11 protein-coding genes are annotated in these 16,680 nt (G+C 64.3%); 7 read left to right on the top strand and 4 right to left on the bottom strand.

Going from position 1 to position 16,680, the window contains the following annotated elements; genetic code table 11:
* The first annotated feature begins 55 nt into the window (after positions 1 to 55).
* Positions 56 to 823: an IclR family transcriptional regulator gene (locus EH209_RS05040; protein WP_126661825.1), complete on the top strand. Its 768-nt coding sequence runs from the start codon at positions 56 to 58 to the stop codon at positions 821 to 823.
* Positions 824 to 1,335: 512 nt separating this feature from the next.
* Here EH209_RS05040 and EH209_RS05035 read toward each other — a convergent pair.
* Both EH209_RS05035 and EH209_RS05030 read right to left on the bottom strand, forming a co-directional pair.
* Complete coding sequence (locus EH209_RS05035; protein ID WP_126661824.1) at positions 1,336 to 2,205, bottom strand: amidohydrolase family protein; 870 nt, start codon at positions 2,203 to 2,205, stop codon at positions 1,336 to 1,338.
* A 519-nt stretch (positions 2,206 to 2,724) separates the two neighbouring features.
* Complete coding sequence (locus EH209_RS05030) at positions 2,725 to 5,493, bottom strand: ATP-dependent helicase (RefSeq protein WP_126661823.1); 2,769 nt, start codon at positions 5,491 to 5,493, stop codon at positions 2,725 to 2,727.
* 257 nt (positions 5,494 to 5,750) lie between these two features.
* Here EH209_RS05030 and EH209_RS05025 point away from each other — a divergent pair, with 257 nt between their 5' ends.
* Positions 5,751 to 6,680, top strand: coding sequence for a hypothetical protein (locus EH209_RS05025; RefSeq protein ID WP_126661822.1), 930 nt, complete (start codon positions 5,751 to 5,753; stop codon positions 6,678 to 6,680).
* A gap of 349 nt (positions 6,681 to 7,029) precedes the next feature.
* The gene (locus tag EH209_RS05020; RefSeq protein WP_343132683.1) at positions 7,030 to 8,013 is read left to right on the top strand and encodes a polysaccharide deacetylase family protein; all 984 of its coding nucleotides are present in this window, start codon (positions 7,030 to 7,032) and stop codon (positions 8,011 to 8,013) included.
* 48 nt (positions 8,014 to 8,061) lie between these two features.
* Here EH209_RS05020 and EH209_RS05015 read toward each other — a convergent pair whose 3' ends face one another.
* Positions 8,062 to 9,147 carry a zinc-dependent alcohol dehydrogenase family protein gene (locus tag EH209_RS05015; protein ID WP_126661820.1) on the bottom strand — a complete coding sequence of 362 codons (1,086 nt, stop codon included), beginning with the start codon at positions 9,145 to 9,147 and terminating at the stop codon, positions 8,062 to 8,064.
* Positions 9,148 to 9,272: 125 nt separating this feature from the next.
* Between EH209_RS05015 and EH209_RS05010 the strand changes: the two genes are divergently transcribed.
* The 4 genes from EH209_RS05010 to EH209_RS04995 all read left to right on the top strand — a co-directional run bounded on the left by EH209_RS05010 (position 9,273) and on the right by EH209_RS04995 (position 15,044).
* On the top strand, positions 9,273 to 10,007 hold the full coding sequence (locus tag EH209_RS05010) for an MBL fold metallo-hydrolase (RefSeq protein ID WP_008894222.1): 735 nt from the start codon (positions 9,273 to 9,275) through the stop codon (positions 10,005 to 10,007).
* 270 nt (positions 10,008 to 10,277) lie between these two features.
* Entirely contained in the window at positions 10,278 to 13,295 is a 3,018-nt protein-coding gene (locus EH209_RS05005; RefSeq protein WP_126661819.1) for an MMPL family transporter, read from the top strand.
* Entirely contained in the window at positions 13,292 to 14,053 is a 762-nt protein-coding gene (locus EH209_RS05000; RefSeq protein ID WP_126661818.1) for a TrmB family transcriptional regulator, read from the top strand. The genes EH209_RS05005 and EH209_RS05000 overlap by 4 nt, the downstream gene beginning before the upstream one ends.
* Before the next feature lie 97 nt (positions 14,054 to 14,150).
* Positions 14,151 to 15,044 (top strand): winged helix-turn-helix domain-containing protein, encoded by an 894-nt coding sequence (locus EH209_RS04995; RefSeq protein WP_126661817.1) that lies wholly within the window; start codon positions 14,151 to 14,153, stop codon positions 15,042 to 15,044.
* Positions 15,045 to 15,463: 419 nt separating this feature from the next.
* Here EH209_RS04995 and EH209_RS04990 read toward each other — a convergent pair whose 3' ends face one another.
* Positions 15,464 to 16,531, bottom strand: coding sequence for an mRNA surveillance protein pelota (locus EH209_RS04990; RefSeq protein WP_126661816.1), 1,068 nt, complete (start codon positions 16,529 to 16,531; stop codon positions 15,464 to 15,466).
* Between the last annotated feature and the right edge of the window lie 149 nt (positions 16,532 to 16,680).

Genomic DNA, 16,680 nt, shown 5'->3' with positions numbered 1-16,680 from the left:
GAGGCGTTCGAACAGCGGGAACAGCTTTTTGCCGATTCATCACGATTGCCAACGCATGGTAAGCGAATCCCAACACAGGCCGGTCGAAACCGTCGAGACGGCCTTCGACATCGTCGACGTGCTCAAACGCGACGACGGCGCCGGGATCACCGACATCGCCGACGAACTCGGCCTCGCGAAGAGTACGGTTCACCGGCACGTGAAAACACTCGAGTCGCGGGGGCTGCTCGTCCGGGAGGGCGATGTCTACCGCATCAGTACGTGGTTCCTCGACTACGGCATTCACGTGCGCAACCGCCACCGGTTGTACGACGTCGCCAGACCCAAAGTCGACGAACTCGCCGCGGAAACCAACGAGAAAGTCTGGTGTGTGATCGAAGAGCGCGGAATGGGCGTCCACATCTACGGCGCCGAAGGACGACACTCCGTCAAGACCCACGCGCGGATCGGACAGCGGACGTATCTCCACCAGTTCGCCGCCGGCAAAGCCATCCTCGCGCACCTGCCCGACGACCGCATCGAGTCGATCCTCGAGGACTACGGCCTCGCCGCACAGACCGACCAGACGATCACCGAGCGCGACACGCTCTACGACCAGCTCGCGACGATCCGCGACAGAGGATACGCGTTCAACCGCGAGGAATCGGTCATCGGCGTCCACGCCGTCGGCGCCCCGATCAGAAACGAGTCGGGGACGGCCATCGGCGCGATCAGCGTCGCCGGCCCCGCGAACCGACTCCGCGACGACCTGATGACCGAGGAACTTCCATCCCTCCTGCTCGGTGCGACCAACGAAGTGGAGATCAACCTCGCCCACTCGTAGCGGCCCATCGTCGCTCGCTCGTCCCAGCGCTCACCCTTACCCACTCGTCTCGTCACCGAACTCGGTCCAATCTCTCGTCACTGAACTCACCGACTCGTCTCCGTCGAACTCGCGCTCTCTCCCGCCGGTTCGACGCCGACTCATCGCTATCGCGTTCGAATCTTTCGAACGGCATTCCGCATACATCGATCTTCGATGTCAGATACTTCTCGTATTCGGCGTCTCGAGTGCTAGTTCCGAGATTCCGCCGTCAATCCCACGATCCAATCAACCTGGACTTACAGCAGTATCGGTGTAATATATTGCTGTGAGAGATGTCGGATTACAGAAGTACCATTGTAATTCAATTGGGCGCGTTCGCGACGGCGGTTGTTTCCGTAATTCGAACGAGAGTGGAGAAGTCGGTTCCCCGAGACCCGAGCAACTCGCTCGGTAGACACGAGTCGATAGGTAGCACTCCGTGGCAAGGCGATCGGATGGCGCGGACTGACGGCCCGCAGACGGCCGACGGACTACAGATCGAGGAACTCCTCGGCGTTCTCCCAGAGGATTTTCCGCTGGATTTCCTCGTCGAAGTCGAGGGCGGCGAACTGCTCGAGCCATGGTTCCGGCTCGAGCATCGGGTAGTCGGTCCCGAACATGACCTTGTCCGCGAGGAGGGACTTGGCGTACTGCAGCACCTGCTCGTCGATGTACCTCGGCATCCACCCCGAGAGATCCATGTAGACGTTGCCCTTCTGCTGGCAGATCGCGAGCTGTTCTTTCTCCCACGGGTAGGCGGGATGTGCGATAAGAATCTGGAGATCCGGGTAATCGGCCGCCACGTCGTCGATCAACATCGGGTTGCCGTACTTGATCTTCAGGCCACGACCGCCCGGAGAACACGCGCCGAGGGTGGAGTTTCCCCCGTGAAAGACGACGGGAACCCCGAGATCCTCGATGGTCGCCCACAGCTCCTCGTGCTCGGGGCCGGATGGGTCGAACCCCTGGGCGATCTGCTGGAACTTGAACCCGGAGAGATTCAGATCCTCGACGCAGCGGATCGCCTCCTCGACGCAATCGTCTTTGAGCGGATCGACGGAGCCGAACCCGATGAAGAAGTCGGAATACTCGTCGCGGACCTCGGCGACGTAGTCGTTCGGCACGGGAGGATTGCCTGTGTTCGTTTCCGCGTCCCAGCCGAGCAACACGGCCCGGCCGACCCCGGCCTCTCGATACTCCTCGATCATGTTTTCGTACGTGTCCGGCTCGAGGTCGGCGCCGAACCGATCGGCCGCGTCCCGCATCATCTGTCCCCCCGCGTCGTGGAGGAACTCGCTGGTCGGCTGGTGAGCGTGTGTGTCGATCGCGCGCGACTCCTCGAGTACGGTGGGAGAACTCATACCACAAGCGACGTGAGGACAACATATGTATTTTCCCACGAAAGACGAATTCAATCGAACACAGGCACCGGCGATCGACGGTCTACTCGCCAGCGACGATTGTCGAATATGTTATGTTAGGGCCCTACGATCATATGGCTGGTATTTCTGGGATAAATTTCCCCATAATTCCCGCAGCGGAGCTAGAGTATCCCTTGGCCTATTTTAGGGCATTTATCCTCTCCAACCACTTTTGGAGAAGACGACGTTAGTTGGACCCCATTCGTCCGGGGTTATCGGGCCCTATATGCCCTCTATTGCGTATTTCACTATATGTCCTCCATAATGAAACCATTCCTATATATTTGAGTACATCTATGAATAGGTGTTTGATGGTAGTTGTAGGGCGTATGTTGTTAGACACTCCTCTCGAAGAGGACCGACCGATAGACGATCAGTTCGACTGAGCATATCGCTCCGGATACGTGACGAGAGTCGACGATTCCGATAGAGTGCGAAACGACTGACGCGCTCGAGCGTCTAGTCCGTAGAGAGTCCGCGAAGCGACTCCTCGCCGATCTCCTCGAGGACGTGCTCGTGAAACGCCTGCAGGGCGGCGCTCTCGTCTTCGGCGAGAACGACGTCGCTGGCCGACAGCGTCGCCAGCCCGAACGCTCGCGGCGTCGGCGAGTCGAGCAGCGTGCGTTCGACCGCGATCTCGCCGGTTGCGATGTCGCCGACGATTTCCTCGATCTCCGTGACGTTGAGTTTGTCCTCGAGGATTTCGCGGTAGGTCTCTTCGATGACCGCAAAGTCCTCGAGGTCCTCGGCAAAACCGAGCAGCATCTCGCTCGAGACCTGCTGTTCGCTCGCCGATTTCTCGTAGCCCTTGTAGCGCTTTAAGATCATCAGCGAGCGGGTCGCGTTGATCCGGAAGTACCGCTGGAGGAGGTCAGTGCCGGAGAGCGCGCTCCGAAGATCCTCGCGGACGTCGTCGGCCTCGAGGTCCTCGAGGATCCCCTCGACGTCGACCTTCCGATTGAGGGGCATCGAGAGGACGAACCCGTTGTCGGCGACGGCGACGCGAACGTTGGCGGTGGCCTCCTGGGCGCATCGGTAGGCAAGCAGCCGCGAGAACCCGTCGTTGAACTTCCGGCCGTAGGCGGAGTGGACGTAATAGTGGCGCTCGTACTCGTCGCGGTCCCGGACGACCTCGATCGCGAGGCGGTCGGTCGTGCTGACGCTCTCGTTCCCCGCGTACCGGAGCTGGTGTTCGAACAGCCGCGCGATCGCACGCACGCTGTCGTCGTCCAGCGGGAACTCACGGAGCCACGCGCGGACTCGCGGCGGACCGCCCGCGTCGTAGCGCTCGAGGAGATTGCCCTGGAACGCGAGGATCTCCCGCCCGAGATCGTAGGAGAGCGGCAGCCGCTCGGAGTACCACGAGGGGACGGTCGGTCGCGCGCTCGTGCGGTCGACGTAGACCTTCGAGCCCCGTCGGTACCGATACTCGAAGTGGTCGCCCCCGAGGACGAAGACGTCCCCTTTCTCGAGCGTGTCGAGGTAGTTCTCGTCTAACTGCCCGACCCACTCGTCGCCGGCGCGGGTCTTGACGTCACAGGTGAAGGAGTCGGGAATCGTCCCGATGTTGGTCATGTAAATGACGCGAGCCAGCCGGCCGCGCTTGCCGATCAGCGGCCGTCCGACGGGGTACTCCTCGTGGTGGTGCTCGCCACTGGGCGGATCGTTCTCGTCGCACCAGATCTTCGCGTAGACGTTCTTGTCCTCGAGGCCCGCGTAGTCGGCGGTGAGGTACCGGGCGAGCGACTCCCACTCCTCGTCGCTGTAATTCCGGTAGGGGTAGGCCCGCCGGAGGATGCCGACCACCTCGCTCTCGGGCCGAATCTCGGCGATGGCCATCCCGTAGACGTGCTGGGCGGCGACGTCCTGTGCGTTCTCCGGGATCGAGACGGAGTCGACGAACCCGTCCTCGGCCTTCTTGAGCATCACGGCGCACTCGAGGAGTTCGTCCCGATCCAGGGCGATGACTCGACCGGTCACCGTCTGGCCGACGCGGTGACCCGCGCGGCCGACGCGCTGGAGCAAGGCGGCGACGGACTTGGGCGAGCCGACCTGCACCACGAGGTCGACGTGGGGCATGTCGATCCCCAACTCCAGCGAGGTCGAGGAGGTCACCACGTCGAGGCTTCCCTCCTTCAGCCGCTTCTCGACGTCGTGGCGGACGTCCTTCGAGAGGCTGCCGTGGTGACAGCCAGAGTTCTCCTCATCGTAGGCGTCGAACCCCTCGCGCAGGTTGTGCAACACCCGTTCGGCGCCCGAGCGGGTGTTCGTAAAGACGATCGTGTTCGTGTGCTCCTGAATGTGCTCGTGGAGCATCCGGTAGAATCGCTCCTGAACGACCTCGCGGGGCGTGTGGATCAGGTCGTCGGTCGGACACTCGAGTTCGATGTCGAACTCGCGGGCGAAGCGGGCGTCGACGATTTCGTAGTCTCTCGATGGCCCGCCGGGTTCGTCCCGTCCGACGAGGAACTCTGCGACCCCCTCGAGCGGTTCGATCGTCGCCGAGCAGCCGATCCTGGTGATGTCGTGGTCGACCATCGCCTCGAGTCGCTCAAGGCTCACCGACAGGTGGGTCCCGCGCTTACCCGCGGCCAGCGAGTGGATCTCGTCGACGATGACGTACTCGACGGTCCGCAGCTTCTCACGGAATTTCGGCGAGTTGAGCAGAATGGCGAGCGTCTCGGGCGTCGTGTTGAGGATGTGGGGCGTCTCCTCGAGCATCTTCTGGCGGTCGCTCGAGGAGGTGTCGCCGTGGCGGATGGCGTGGCGGATCTCGCCCATTTCCGCCCCGTCGTCCCGCTCGGCGACGACGGATTCGATCCCTTCGAGGGGCACCTCGAGATTGCGGTGGATGTCGTTGGCCAGCGATTTGAGGGGTGAAACGTAGAGGCAGTAGACGGAGTTCTCGAGGCCGTCCTCGGTGTCGCGGTCGCGTTCGTACAGGTAGTTGATGATCGAGAGGAACGACGACATCGTTTTCCCGCTCCCGGTCGGCGCACAGACCAGCGTGTTCGTCCCCTCGTGGATCTTCGGGATCGCCCCCTGCTGGGGCGGCGTGAAGAAGCCCTCGTTCTCGGGAACGTACTCGCCGAACTCCTCGAGCCACCACTCCTGGACCGCCGGCTCGAGGAGGTCGAAGACGTCACGGTCCTCGATCGTGACGGCGTCGGGATCGAAGGGGAGGGCGTCGTCGGCGATCGGCAACTCGAGGCCGTCGTTCCCGCTCATTACCGTCGTCTCCGGGGCCGGTATGTAAGAGAGTTTGGACAGCGAGGTGAAAGTGAACGTGTTCGAATGGATCGAGGCCGGCGACGGCGTGGCAGTCGCAGGCCCTGTGTATATATCGTCGATCGGCGACAGACCGAACTGGAGGAAGTGCGACCGTCCTTACGGAACTGCGGAGTTGGACGAGTCGATTAGCCGCCGTATCCCGGCGCTCGAGCCGTGGGGTCGCCACTTCGGACAGCCCGTACTCAACCCATACCATGACTCGACTGACTCGTCGTCGACTGCTCGGCGCGCTCTCGCTTTCGACCGGCGCGGGCGCGCTGTCGATCGCGGCGCGAGAGTACGGTCCGTTCGCGTCGGATTCCGAGCCCGATTCGGACGCCGACGCGGTCGCGTTCGATCCAGCCATCGACGGGTTCGGGTTCGATAACTACGCGACGCCCCCCGAGTCGCCGTCGCCGAGCGAGCTCGTCTCCCGGAGCGACCTCCGAGATCGCCTGGCATCGGTCGTGAGCCCGTCGTTTCTCGACTTGGGCGGGCGCTCGTCGGACGGAGCGCTGCGGTCGGGGATCGGCGCGATCGTCGATCGGCTCCTCTCGAACGCCGACTGGTTGTTCGGAACTAAGGGGTACTGCTACGGCATGGCCGCGGTCGCGCAGTGGTACGCCGAAGTACCGGCCGCCGTTCCCGTCGACCGGGACTCGACCAGCGAGATCACTCAGATCGACGTGCCGGTCGACCGATCCGCGACGCCCGTGCGGGACGATATTGAACGGTTTCACCGAAGCCAGTTCACCGACGTCGACTCGTGGGTACAGCGATTGCCGCTCCTCCGTCCGGAACGGATCGACTACCGGTCGCAGGCGCGCGAGCTCCGCGCCGCGATCGACGAGTACGGATCAGCGGGGGTGACCATCACCGGTGCAAACGTCGTCGAGGGTCACTACGTGCTCCTCTACGCGTACGACAAGGGCGATACCGACGTGACGTTCGCCGCCTACGATCCGAACATCGCCGCGGACGAGTACGCGACGGCCGCGACGTCGCGGACCGTCGGGATCGACACGGCCGCCGGCGAGCCGGTGCTCGGTTCGTACGCGGAGACGTTCGATCGGTTCCTGTTCACCCGCGAGGACCGCGTTACGAACGAGCAGGCCAGAGCGGACAGATCGGAAGAGAGTCGATAACGCCGATCGGATCACGTTCGGGGCGCCGTCGCTTATAGCACCGTCACGGCGTCCACGCCGCGAGTCTCGTAGTTGCTCATCGCCGCTGGTCGATCGGAGACGGCAACGTTTCGTGAGTTACGATATCGGCCCGCATTTTTCGTTTCGAGCTTATAGGCCGTCAAGCGTCCGATTTAGTACTTCGATTACAGTTGTTGCATGTCTAACAAACATGATCAACCATGTATATTTGGAGGCTATATTTCCCATCCCTCTTATAAGAAAGCAACTATTCATATAATGGACAGTTGACACCCGGTCTGTGAATCGACGAAACGCTCTCGCCGCGGGAACGGCGACGATACTGGGAATGGCGGGATGCTTCCATCCGACAGGGTCCAGCAACGGTGATGACGACCCTGAACAGGATTCGAGCCCTGAACGGGAACCGAGAGACGGACGAAACGCTCCTGAACGGACCGGCGACGCGGGGATGGTCGTCTTCACATATGACGATTCGAAGATCGAAGACTACACGATGACGTACCCCGTTCACGAGCGATACGATGTCCCCGCGTGTATCGGCGCCTGTCCCGATCTCGTGCAGTCGTCAGGCAATTTGAATCCGCACCACGTCGGAGAACTGCACGACGCCGGGTGGGAGGTAATGTCACACACGAATAGACATCGATCGGTCGGACGGATTCGCCTCGAGTCCGACGCGGAGGCCGGCCATGACCGAATCTACGTCGAGACGAATCGCCACGGCGATCACGTGGGCGATCCGATCGTACTGTTCGACGGCGAACGTACGGTCGAGGCGACGGTCGCCGGGAAGGGCTCCGACGACAAAGGCCAGTACATCCGCCTCGAGGAGCCGATCGACCAACCGCTCGATGCGACCAACCCCGCGTACGTCCGCTACACCGAATCGTTCCTGCGGACGATCCTCGCCGATTCGAAGCGCCGAATCGAAGACTGGGGGATCGACGTGACCGGGTTCGTCTACCCGTACGGGCGCACCGACGGACTCGTCGAATCCCTCATCCCGGAGTACTACGACGCCGTCCCGAACTACCGGACCGGCGTCGGTGGGCTCAACCCGATCGACGACCTCGAGCCGATGCAATTGCACCGTCGGTACATCGAAACGGATCGATCGACGCCCGAAGAGATCGAGACGTTCATGGCGACCGTCGCGTCCGAGGATGTCCTCGGAATCGTCGGCGGTCACAGCGAGTACGATACGCTCCCCGCCGAGCGGATCGAATTTACCATCGAGACGGCCCTCGATCACGACCTTCGAATCGTCACGCTGCAGGATGCGCTGACCGAACTCGGCTATCTCGACTGACCGCCGGTCGACCCGTCGACCCGCGAGCCGAACGCTGACGCCGCTCGGTCACTCGCTCGCGGACGAAAACGCCGTGACGACTTCGAACCCCTGTGTCTCGTAATCGCTCATCGCCGCGAGCCGATCCGAAACGTCCTCGAGTTCGACGCGCCGCGTGACCAGTTGCTCCGGCTCGAGCCGGCCGCCCTCGATCATCCTGAGCAGTTCGTCGTACCTGGAGGGCGGCATCCCGCGGGAGCCGACGACGGTGACGTCCCAACGGGTCATCTCGTCGACGGGCAGGGCGACTTCCCCCTTCTCGGCGCTGGTCGTCAGCCCGATCTGGACGTGTGTGCCGCGGATGCGGAGGCAGTCGACGCTGTTGCGGCAAGTTTCGGCGCGCCCGAGGGCGTCGACGGAGACGTGGGCACCGCCGTCGGTGATCGCGTCGATAGCGTCCGGGACGTTCTCGCCGTCCTTGAGCGCCGAGGCATTGATCGTCTCCTCGGCGCTCAGATCGGCGGCCATCTCGAGGGGCTCCTCGCGGACGTCGACGGCGATCGCCCGGCCGCCCAGTGCGGTCGCGATCTGGACCGCCGCGAGGCCGAGGCCGCCGCAGCCGTGGACGGCGACCCAGTCGCCCGCGTCGATATCGGCCCGGTGTGCGAGCGCGTGGAACGCCGTGACGTACCGACAGCCGAGCGCGGCGACTGCTTCCGGGGAGACGCCGTCGGGCAGCGTCGTGACGTTGAACTCGGCGTGGGGCACGTGGACCTGCTCGGCGAACGCGCCGGGGACGCTCGACTCGAACCCGAGCGCGTAGCCGTCCTCACAGACGTTGCCGTGGCCGTTGCGACACTGGTAGCACGACCCCTCCCCGAGGTTGAACGGGACGGCGACGCGGTCGCCGACCGCGAGCGCGTCGACGTCGTCGCCGACCCGCGCGACCCGACCCGCGGGCTCGTGGCCGAGGATCTGTCCGAGCGGCACCTGATCGTCGGCCCACTCCCCGTGTCCCTGCCAAGCGTGCCAGTCGCTTCGACAGATGCCACAGGCCTCGACGTCGACGACGACGCCGTGGGGCGCGAGTTCGGGCGGCTCGACCGACTCGATCGACAGTGGTTCGCCGTAGGCCTCGAGTACAGCAGCGCGCATACCGCCGCCAACGAGTGCGGGGGAGGTAATGGCTCCGACAGCGGCGAGTCGGACCCCCTGTCGCGGCGCTCGACTGGGCTGCCCAGAAGACTACGCTTATCGGACAGGCCGTGCGAGAGGATCGTATGCGCGTCACCTTTCTCGGAAGCGGCAGCGCGATGCCGACCGGCGAGCGGTTCCAGACCGGTATTCTGGTCCAGGATGAGGGCCGAACGCTGCTGGTCGACTGCGGATCGGGTGTCCTCCACCGCCTCCAGCAGTCCGGCGTCGGCTACGAGAACGTCTCGACGGTCCTCCTCACGCACCACCACCTCGACCACGTCGCCGACCTGCTCCCGCTCATGAAGGCCCGCTGGCTCGCCGGCGAGGACCACCTCGAGATTGTCGGGCCGCAGGGGACGAAGTCGCTGGTCGACGACCTGCTCGACGTCCACGAGTACATGCAGGGGAAACTCGACCTGCAGGTCCGCGAGGTCGTCGCCGGCGAGTTCTCGGTCGCGGGGTTCGACGTTTCGGCCTACGAGACCCGTCACTCGTTGCCTTGTCTCGCCTACCGGTTCGGCGATCTGTTTACCTTCAGCGGCGACAGCGAGGCCTTCGCGGGGCTGGCAAACTTCGCCGACGGGTCGGCCATCCTGGCCCACGACTGCTCGTTCCCCGACGGCGTCGACGTCTCGAACCACCCCACCCCGGAGACGCTCGGTCAGGCGCTAGCCGGTAACGAGATCGGCCGCGTCTACCTGACCCACCTCTACCCGCACACGGAGGGTCGCCACGACGAGATGCTCGAGTCGATCGGCGCCCGCTACGACGGGGACGTCCGGTTCGCCGAGGACCTGAAGACGATCAGTATCGAGTAGCCGATCGGTCGGTGTCTGTTTTCGACAGGTGCCGGTCAACGAGCAGCCGGATCTCTACGATCTGGGCTGGACGAATGTTCTCTCACACCTCCAAAACGTGGGAGTTGGGACTGCCTCCTCCCTCTCGCTACCCGTTTGTATGCGTTCCCGTTTGCGTGTTGTCAACGCGCAGGTGTTCGCATCCGAATACGTTTATACCCCGAGTTTGTAGGATCATAACAACAGAATGGTTTCCAGACGATTGTCGGACGATATTGGGGGGGAGAACGGATGAACGCGCCGGATCGTATCGCGGACGCAGTAACGAATCATTCCCGGATCGTCATCGTCGTCCTCCTGTTGCTGACGGCGGCCGTCGGCGTCGGGATGCCGATGGTCGACCAATCCTCGTCGCTCGATCAGTTCGAAAGCGAGTCCCAGGAGGCGCAGGCCCTCGAGCGGATTCAGGGCAACTCCGAGGGCGGGACCGACCCCTATTTCGCGACAGAGGGTGAGGAAAATACCACCAGCGTCCAGGTGATCGTTCGCGGCGACGGCGACAACGTCCTTGCGCGGGAGTCGCTGGTCTCCTCGCTCGAGTTCCAACAGGAGCTTCGAAACGACGAGTCGATCAATTCGACGCTGGCGGAGAATCGGTCGATCACCGGCGTCGAAAACCTCGTCGCGTTCACCGCGATCAGCGGCGATCTCGCCGAACGCGAGGCAGTACTCGAGACCGGACTCAACGACACGCTGGAACTGCAACGCGAGTACCTGAACCAGACCGCCGCCGGCAACGAGCAGGCCGCGGCCGAGACCGAAGCCGAAATCAACGCGACGATCGAGCAAACGGCCGAGTCGGCGGCGCTCGGCGACGAACGAGCCGCCGAGTACGAAGAGCTGGTCCAACAGGCTCGAGAGGTCGAATCCGGCCGCTGGGAGATCGAACAGGAGACCGATAACTACGAGGCGAGCGAGGAGTACCGGAACCTGACCGCGACCCTCGAACAGCTTCGCCTCGGCGCGACGACCGGGATCTTCGAAGCCGAGTACACTCAGCTTCAGGAGGGGACGGTACCGCTTGAGGACCAGCTCGAGGCCCTCGAGAGCCTCGACGACGAGGAGTACGAGCGGGTCGTCCAGCAGACGCTCTCCGACGGCGACGGACAGGAGAACGTCGCGCTCGCGCTGATGCCCTCGTCCTACGAACCGGGCAGCACCGAGGCCGAGACGCGGATGACGTCGGTCACGCAATCGACCCAAAGCGACGCGGCCGGCGGCGGAATGGGCGGCGGTGCCGTCAGCGATCGGATCGTCGAGAGCCAACTCGATATCCGCGACCTCGCGAACGCCCAAGACGAGGACTACATCGTCTTCGGCGGCGGAATCATCACCGACGAGATTGACCGGTCGATGGGCGACAGTCTCGCCATCGTCGGTCCGTTCGCCCTGCTGTTCGTCGTCGTCGCTCTGCTGATCGCCTACCGGGACCTGATAGACATCGTCCTGGGCGTCGTCGGAATCGTCGCGGTGCTCGTCTGGACGTTCGGCTTCATGGGCTGGGCCGATATCGCGTTCAACCAGATGTTCGTCGCGGTGCCGGTCCTGTTGATCGGGCTCTCGATCGACTACGCGATCCACGTCTTCATGCGCCACCGCGAGCAACGCGAGGAGGACGGACAGGCCGGTTCCGTCCGCGGCTCGATGAAGGTCGCGCTGGCCGGCGTCGGCGCCGCGCTCATCTGGGTGACGGCGACGACGGTCATCGGCTTCCTCTCGAACCTCGTCAGTCCGATCGGCCCCATTCGGGAGTTCGGGATCGTCAGCTCCATCGGTATCGTCGCCGCGCTGATCATCTTCGGCGCCCTGATCCCCGCGATGAAGGTCGAACTCGACGAGTTCCTCGAGTCCCGCGGCTACGACCGCCGTAAGCGGGCGTTCGGGACCGGCGGCGGCCGCTTCAGCGAGGTGCTGACGGTCGGATCGACAGCCGCTCGGAAGGCGCCGCTGGTCGTTCTCGCCCTCGTGCTCCTGCTCTCGATCGGCGGAGCCTACGGCGCGACCCAGGTCGACACCAGCTTCCAGGAAGAGGACTTCCTCGCGGAGAGCCCGCCGGCGTGGACCGACAACTTGCCGGGCGGAATGAGCCCCGGCGAGTACCAGGCCAAGGACGATCTGAACTTCGTCAATCAGCACTTCCAGCGCGAGGACAGCCAGGCGCAGATCCTCGTTGAAGCGGACGGCGGCGGCGTCGACGACCCCGAACTGCTCGAGCAGCTGAACCGGACGCGCGACGAGGCCGCGGCGAGCGACGTCGTCTACACGATGGCGAACGGCGAGGCCGACGTTCAGGGTCCGCTCTCGACGATGGAATCGGTCGCTGCGCAGAACGAGTCGTTCAACGAGTCGTTCCGGGCGGCCGACACCGACGGCGACGGCGTCCCCGACGAGAACGTCTCGGCGCTATACGACCAGCTGTTCGAGGCGGACGAGGAAGCCGCGAGTCAGGTCCTTCACCGGACCGACGACGGCGAGTACGACGCAACCCGCATGATCGTCGGTATCGACGGCGGTGCCAGCGCCGCCGATACGACCAGCGAGATGCGAACATTCGCCGACGACGTCGAAGACGGCAGCGACGGCCGCTGGAGCGCCATCGCCACCGGCGACCCGGTCGTCAGCCACATCGTCGAACAGGATCTGCTCGACACCGTCCTCGAGAGCCTCATGATCACGCTCGTGGCCGTGTTCGTCTTTCTGTCGGTCGCCTACTGGGCGACCGGCGACAGCGCGGCGCTTGGCGCCGTGACCCTGCTGCCGGTCGCCTTCACCGTCAGCTGGATCCTGGGGACGATGTACCTTATCGGCATGCCCTTCAACGTGCTCACGGGGATGATCACGAGCCTCACGATCGGGCTCGGCGTCGCCTACAGTATTCACGTCAGCGACCGGTACACGCTCGAGCTCGAGCGCCAGGGCAACGTCTGGTCGGCACTGCGGACGACCGTCACTGGCACCGGCGGCGCGCTGCTGGGCAGCGCGGCGACGACCGTCGGCGGCTTCGGGACGCTCGCCTTCGCGATCCTGCCCGCGTTGCGCCAGTTCGGGATCATCACCGGGCTGACGATCACGTACGCGTTCCTCGCGAGCGTGATCGTCCTCCCGTCGCTGCTGGTGCTGTGGACGCGCTATCTCGGCCCCGACGTCTCCTTCGACGGGCCGGGTGCGGCCAGTCCCGCGGCGGCCAGCGACGGCGGCACGCCCGCCGAAACGGACGCCTCGGATACCAACGGAGGGTCCGACGAGTGACGAACGACGAGAACGAGGCCGTCGACGCCTTCGAACGTCTCGGGCTCACCAGCTACGAGGCCAAGGTCTTCATCGCCCTCCACCGGCTGGGGTCCGGCACGGCGCGAGACGTCGCCAGCGTCACCGACGTCCCGCGCTCGCAGGTCTACAGCGTCGCGGAGAGTTTGGAAGACCGCGGGCTGCTCGAGGTCCAGCAGGCGAGTCCGATCCGCTACCGACCGGTCAGTCTCGAGGAGGCCCAGCAGACCCTCGAGGAGCGGTTCGACCGCGAACGGGAACGGGCGTTCGACTACGTGGGCTCGGTCAGAAAGGAAGCGACGACTGAGGAGACCCAGGAGGACATCTGGACCGTCCGGAGCCGCGAGCGCGTCGACGACCGCGTCGTCGACCTCCTCTCGCAGGCGACGGGCAAGATCGTCATCGGGACGCGGCTCCCGGAACTGTTCACGGAGTCGATCGAACGGACGCTCGAGGAACAGGCCGCAGCCGGCGTCTCCGTGCTCACGGTCAGCCGGAACGACGAAATCTGGGAGCGGATCGACGCCATCGACGGCGTCGAAATCGAGACGCCGCCCGCCTATCGCGAGGGGGACCAGCGATCGGGACGGATCGTCATCGTCGACGACGACGGTATCCTGTTGAGCGTTATCGACGACGACGGCAGCGAGACGGCGATCTGGAGTTCGGGTTCGTTGTTCGCCTCCGTGCTGATCCAGTTGATCGAAGCGAGCGACGCGATGCGAGGCGGATCCGAGTGAACGGCGGGTTGACGAACGTCCCGCGCGCGTCGAGATCGAACCGCTACGACGCTCGGTGAGGCCCCTACTTATTGGTATCTGCCGGTGAACGGCACCCATGGGCGAGACCGAACCACCCCGCGATCGGACGGCGGTCGATCCGGAGGAGGCGTTCCAACTCCTCGGTCACGAGATCAGGGTTCAGATTCTGCTCGCGCTCTGGCGGGCATCCGATCACGCCCTCGGATTCTCCGAACTGTACGACGCCGTCGACGTCGACGACAGCGGTCAGTTCACCTACCACCTCTCGAAACTCGAGGGTCGATTCGTCCGCCACGCCGACGAGACGTACGAACTGCTGTACGCGGGGCACCGAGTGATCGACGCGATTCAGAGCGGTGTCTTCCACGAACTCGTCGATCTCGGGCCGGCAGAACTCGAGACGGACTGCATCGAGTGTGGGAGCGTGCTCACGTTCGTCTACCGCGATCACGTCGCCCGCGTCTCCTGTTCGGACTGCGAACGGGTCTGGCTCGAGTACCCGTTCGACCCTGGCGGCGTCGTCGAGCGATCGATCGAGGAAGTCGCAATGGCGTTCGACCGACGGACCCGCTACGTCTGGAATCTCGCTGGGGACGGGATCTGTCCCGTCTGTGCGGGCGACGTGCAGAGTCGATTCCTGACCGACGTGCCACGGGAGGACCACTATGCGGCCGACCACCCCGTCACCGTCCACCTCGACTGTCGACGGTGCAGTTTCTTCAGCTACGTCCCGGTCGGCGGCGCGGTCCTCGACCGGCCCGCGGTCGTCAGTTTCTTCTTCGAACGCGGGCGCTCGCTCCGTGACGCGCCTGTTTGGACCCTCCCATTCGTTGTCGATGGGAGACGCGTCGAACGCCGGTCGATAGATCCGTGGCGAATTCAGGTTACCATTACCGCAGACGACAGCACGATTCGCCTGACGCTTGCCGATCCGGGAACGGTCGAGTCGATAGACGCGGTCGAACCGTGACGCGGGCTATCCGTTTCGCGACGATCGACGACCCGTGGGACCACTACCATCGGCCGGGCGGCGGCTTCGCTCCGTGTGAAACGGATTTCAGTAACGCCACTAACTGAAATATAATTCAGATTATATTTATTGGCGCGCGGCCCGTTGCTTCGGACGTCGACGGACTATCCGATCGATGATCCGAATCATGCAACTCGATTGTGAGCAACCCGAGGAGAACACGGGCACGAGCGACCGTTCCGGACGAGAATCTGCCACCACCACGGCGCGGTACTGGTGTCGGATCCGAAAGCTGGAGTTGACTGCGCTGGCCGCCAGTAGCGTCCCGTAACCGACGCGATCGTTTCGCTGGCTCGGTGCGCGAGGTGTGGCCGCTCGAGGACTACGAGAACGGTTTCGAACTCGTGTATCGCCGAGCCTTACTCGAGTCGGTACCGTAACAACGCCGCGATCCCGCCGAGATTCGATAGCTGTTGACCGGGCGGAAACTCGCTCGAGAAGACGGTCACATCGCCGCCTTTCTGTTCGGTCGTGCGGACGATTTCGTCGACGCTCATGGCCCACTCGCCGTCGGGACCGCGCTCCTTCTGCAATCGGTCGTCGAGGACGAGCAGGCGCTCGATCGCGCCGAACTCGGCGGCCTTTTTCACCTGTTCCGGGCCGTAGGCGGCCTTGGCGCCCTCGGCCATGCGACGGGTGAGCTCGTCGATGTACTCGGCCTCGCTCTCGATGCGGGTCTCCTGTTGGACGTCGGCGACGGCGCCACGTTTGAGCACCTCGTGGACGCCCCGGTCCCCGACGCTGGCCGTGTCGACCATCGTGATCTGCTCGGCGAGTTCCGATTCGTTCTGCTCGATGTGCTTGTAGGCGTCCTGTTTCGTAAAGCCGGGTCCGGCGAGGATGATCGCGTCCGCGTCCTGGCGTTTCAGGACCGTCGCGAGTTCCTCGAACAGCTCCGAGCGTCCGCGGGCGTATTCGCCTTTCCCCGTCGTGCCCGTGATCGTCGCCCGCTCCTCGGTGCCGTACTGGGCGACCGTGTGAACGTGGGCCTGCCCCTCCTCGACGGTCGCGATGGCGACGTCGGGGTTCTCGGTGGCCTCCTCGGCCTCCTCGAGGCGGGCCTCCTGGTCCGGTTTGAAGCGCTTCTCGATCGAGAGCTCGTCGCGCTCCTCGACGTTCAGCGTGTGGTGGAATCCGAGCTGGTCCTCGCGCGAGCAGGCAACGATCTCGCCGCCGACCCGCAGCCGGTTGGCGAACTTGTGGAACTCGACGTCGTCGACGGCGATGGCGACCCACATGTGCTCGCGCTCGCCGCCGGTGTCGCGCATCTGGTCGTCGTTGCGCTGGATCCGTCGGGTCGTATCGCCCGCGACGCGGTCGCCGGGCTCGAGGACGTACTGCAAGTGCCAGAGGTCGTCGACGCTCTCGGGGACGACCGTCACCCGTTCACGCCCGCCCTCGACGTGCTCCCGGTCTTTGATCTGCATGGGCGTGACTTCGCGGGGTGTGGGTAAGTGGGCTGCGATCCTCGAAACGCCGTTGCCGCCCGGGTCGCTCCGTCGAACGGGCGCTCGAGTCCGTGCGACCCTCGACGGAACCGTGTCGCGGCTCGTCGCCTCGGCCCGCTGTACCACCT

This window comes from Haloterrigena salifodinae (assembly GCF_003977755.1).
GTDB lineage: Archaea > Halobacteriota > Halobacteria > Halobacteriales > Natrialbaceae > Haloterrigena > Haloterrigena salifodinae.
The sequence above is the reverse complement of the archived record's forward strand: the minus strand, read 5'-3'. Positions and strand labels throughout refer to the sequence as shown.

Coding starts and splice junctions, on each gene's coding strand:
- EH209_RS05030 (WP_126661823.1), bottom strand. CDS start 5,493: ATGAGCGGGAACGACGGCCTCGAGTTGCCGATCGCCGACGACGCCCTC.
- EH209_RS05005 (WP_126661819.1), top strand. CDS start 10,278: ATGAACGCGCCGGATCGTATCGCGGACGCAGTAACGAATCATTCCCGG.
- EH209_RS05015 (WP_126661820.1), bottom strand. CDS start 9,147: ATGCGCGCTGCTGTACTCGAGGCCTACGGCGAACCACTGTCGATCGAG.
- EH209_RS04990 (WP_126661816.1), bottom strand. CDS start 16,531: ATGCAGATCAAAGACCGGGAGCACGTCGAGGGCGGGCGTGAACGGGTG.
- EH209_RS05035 (WP_126661824.1), bottom strand. CDS start 2,205: ATGAGTTCTCCCACCGTACTCGAGGAGTCGCGCGCGATCGACACACAC.
- EH209_RS05025 (WP_126661822.1), top strand. CDS start 5,751: ATGACTCGACTGACTCGTCGTCGACTGCTCGGCGCGCTCTCGCTTTCG.
- EH209_RS05010 (WP_008894222.1), top strand. CDS start 9,273: ATGCGCGTCACCTTTCTCGGAAGCGGCAGCGCGATGCCGACCGGCGAG.
- EH209_RS05020 (WP_343132683.1), top strand. CDS start 7,030: ATGGCGGGATGCTTCCATCCGACAGGGTCCAGCAACGGTGATGACGAC.
- EH209_RS04995 (WP_126661817.1), top strand. CDS start 14,151: ATGGGCGAGACCGAACCACCCCGCGATCGGACGGCGGTCGATCCGGAG.
- EH209_RS05040 (WP_126661825.1), top strand. CDS start 56: ATGGTAAGCGAATCCCAACACAGGCCGGTCGAAACCGTCGAGACGGCC.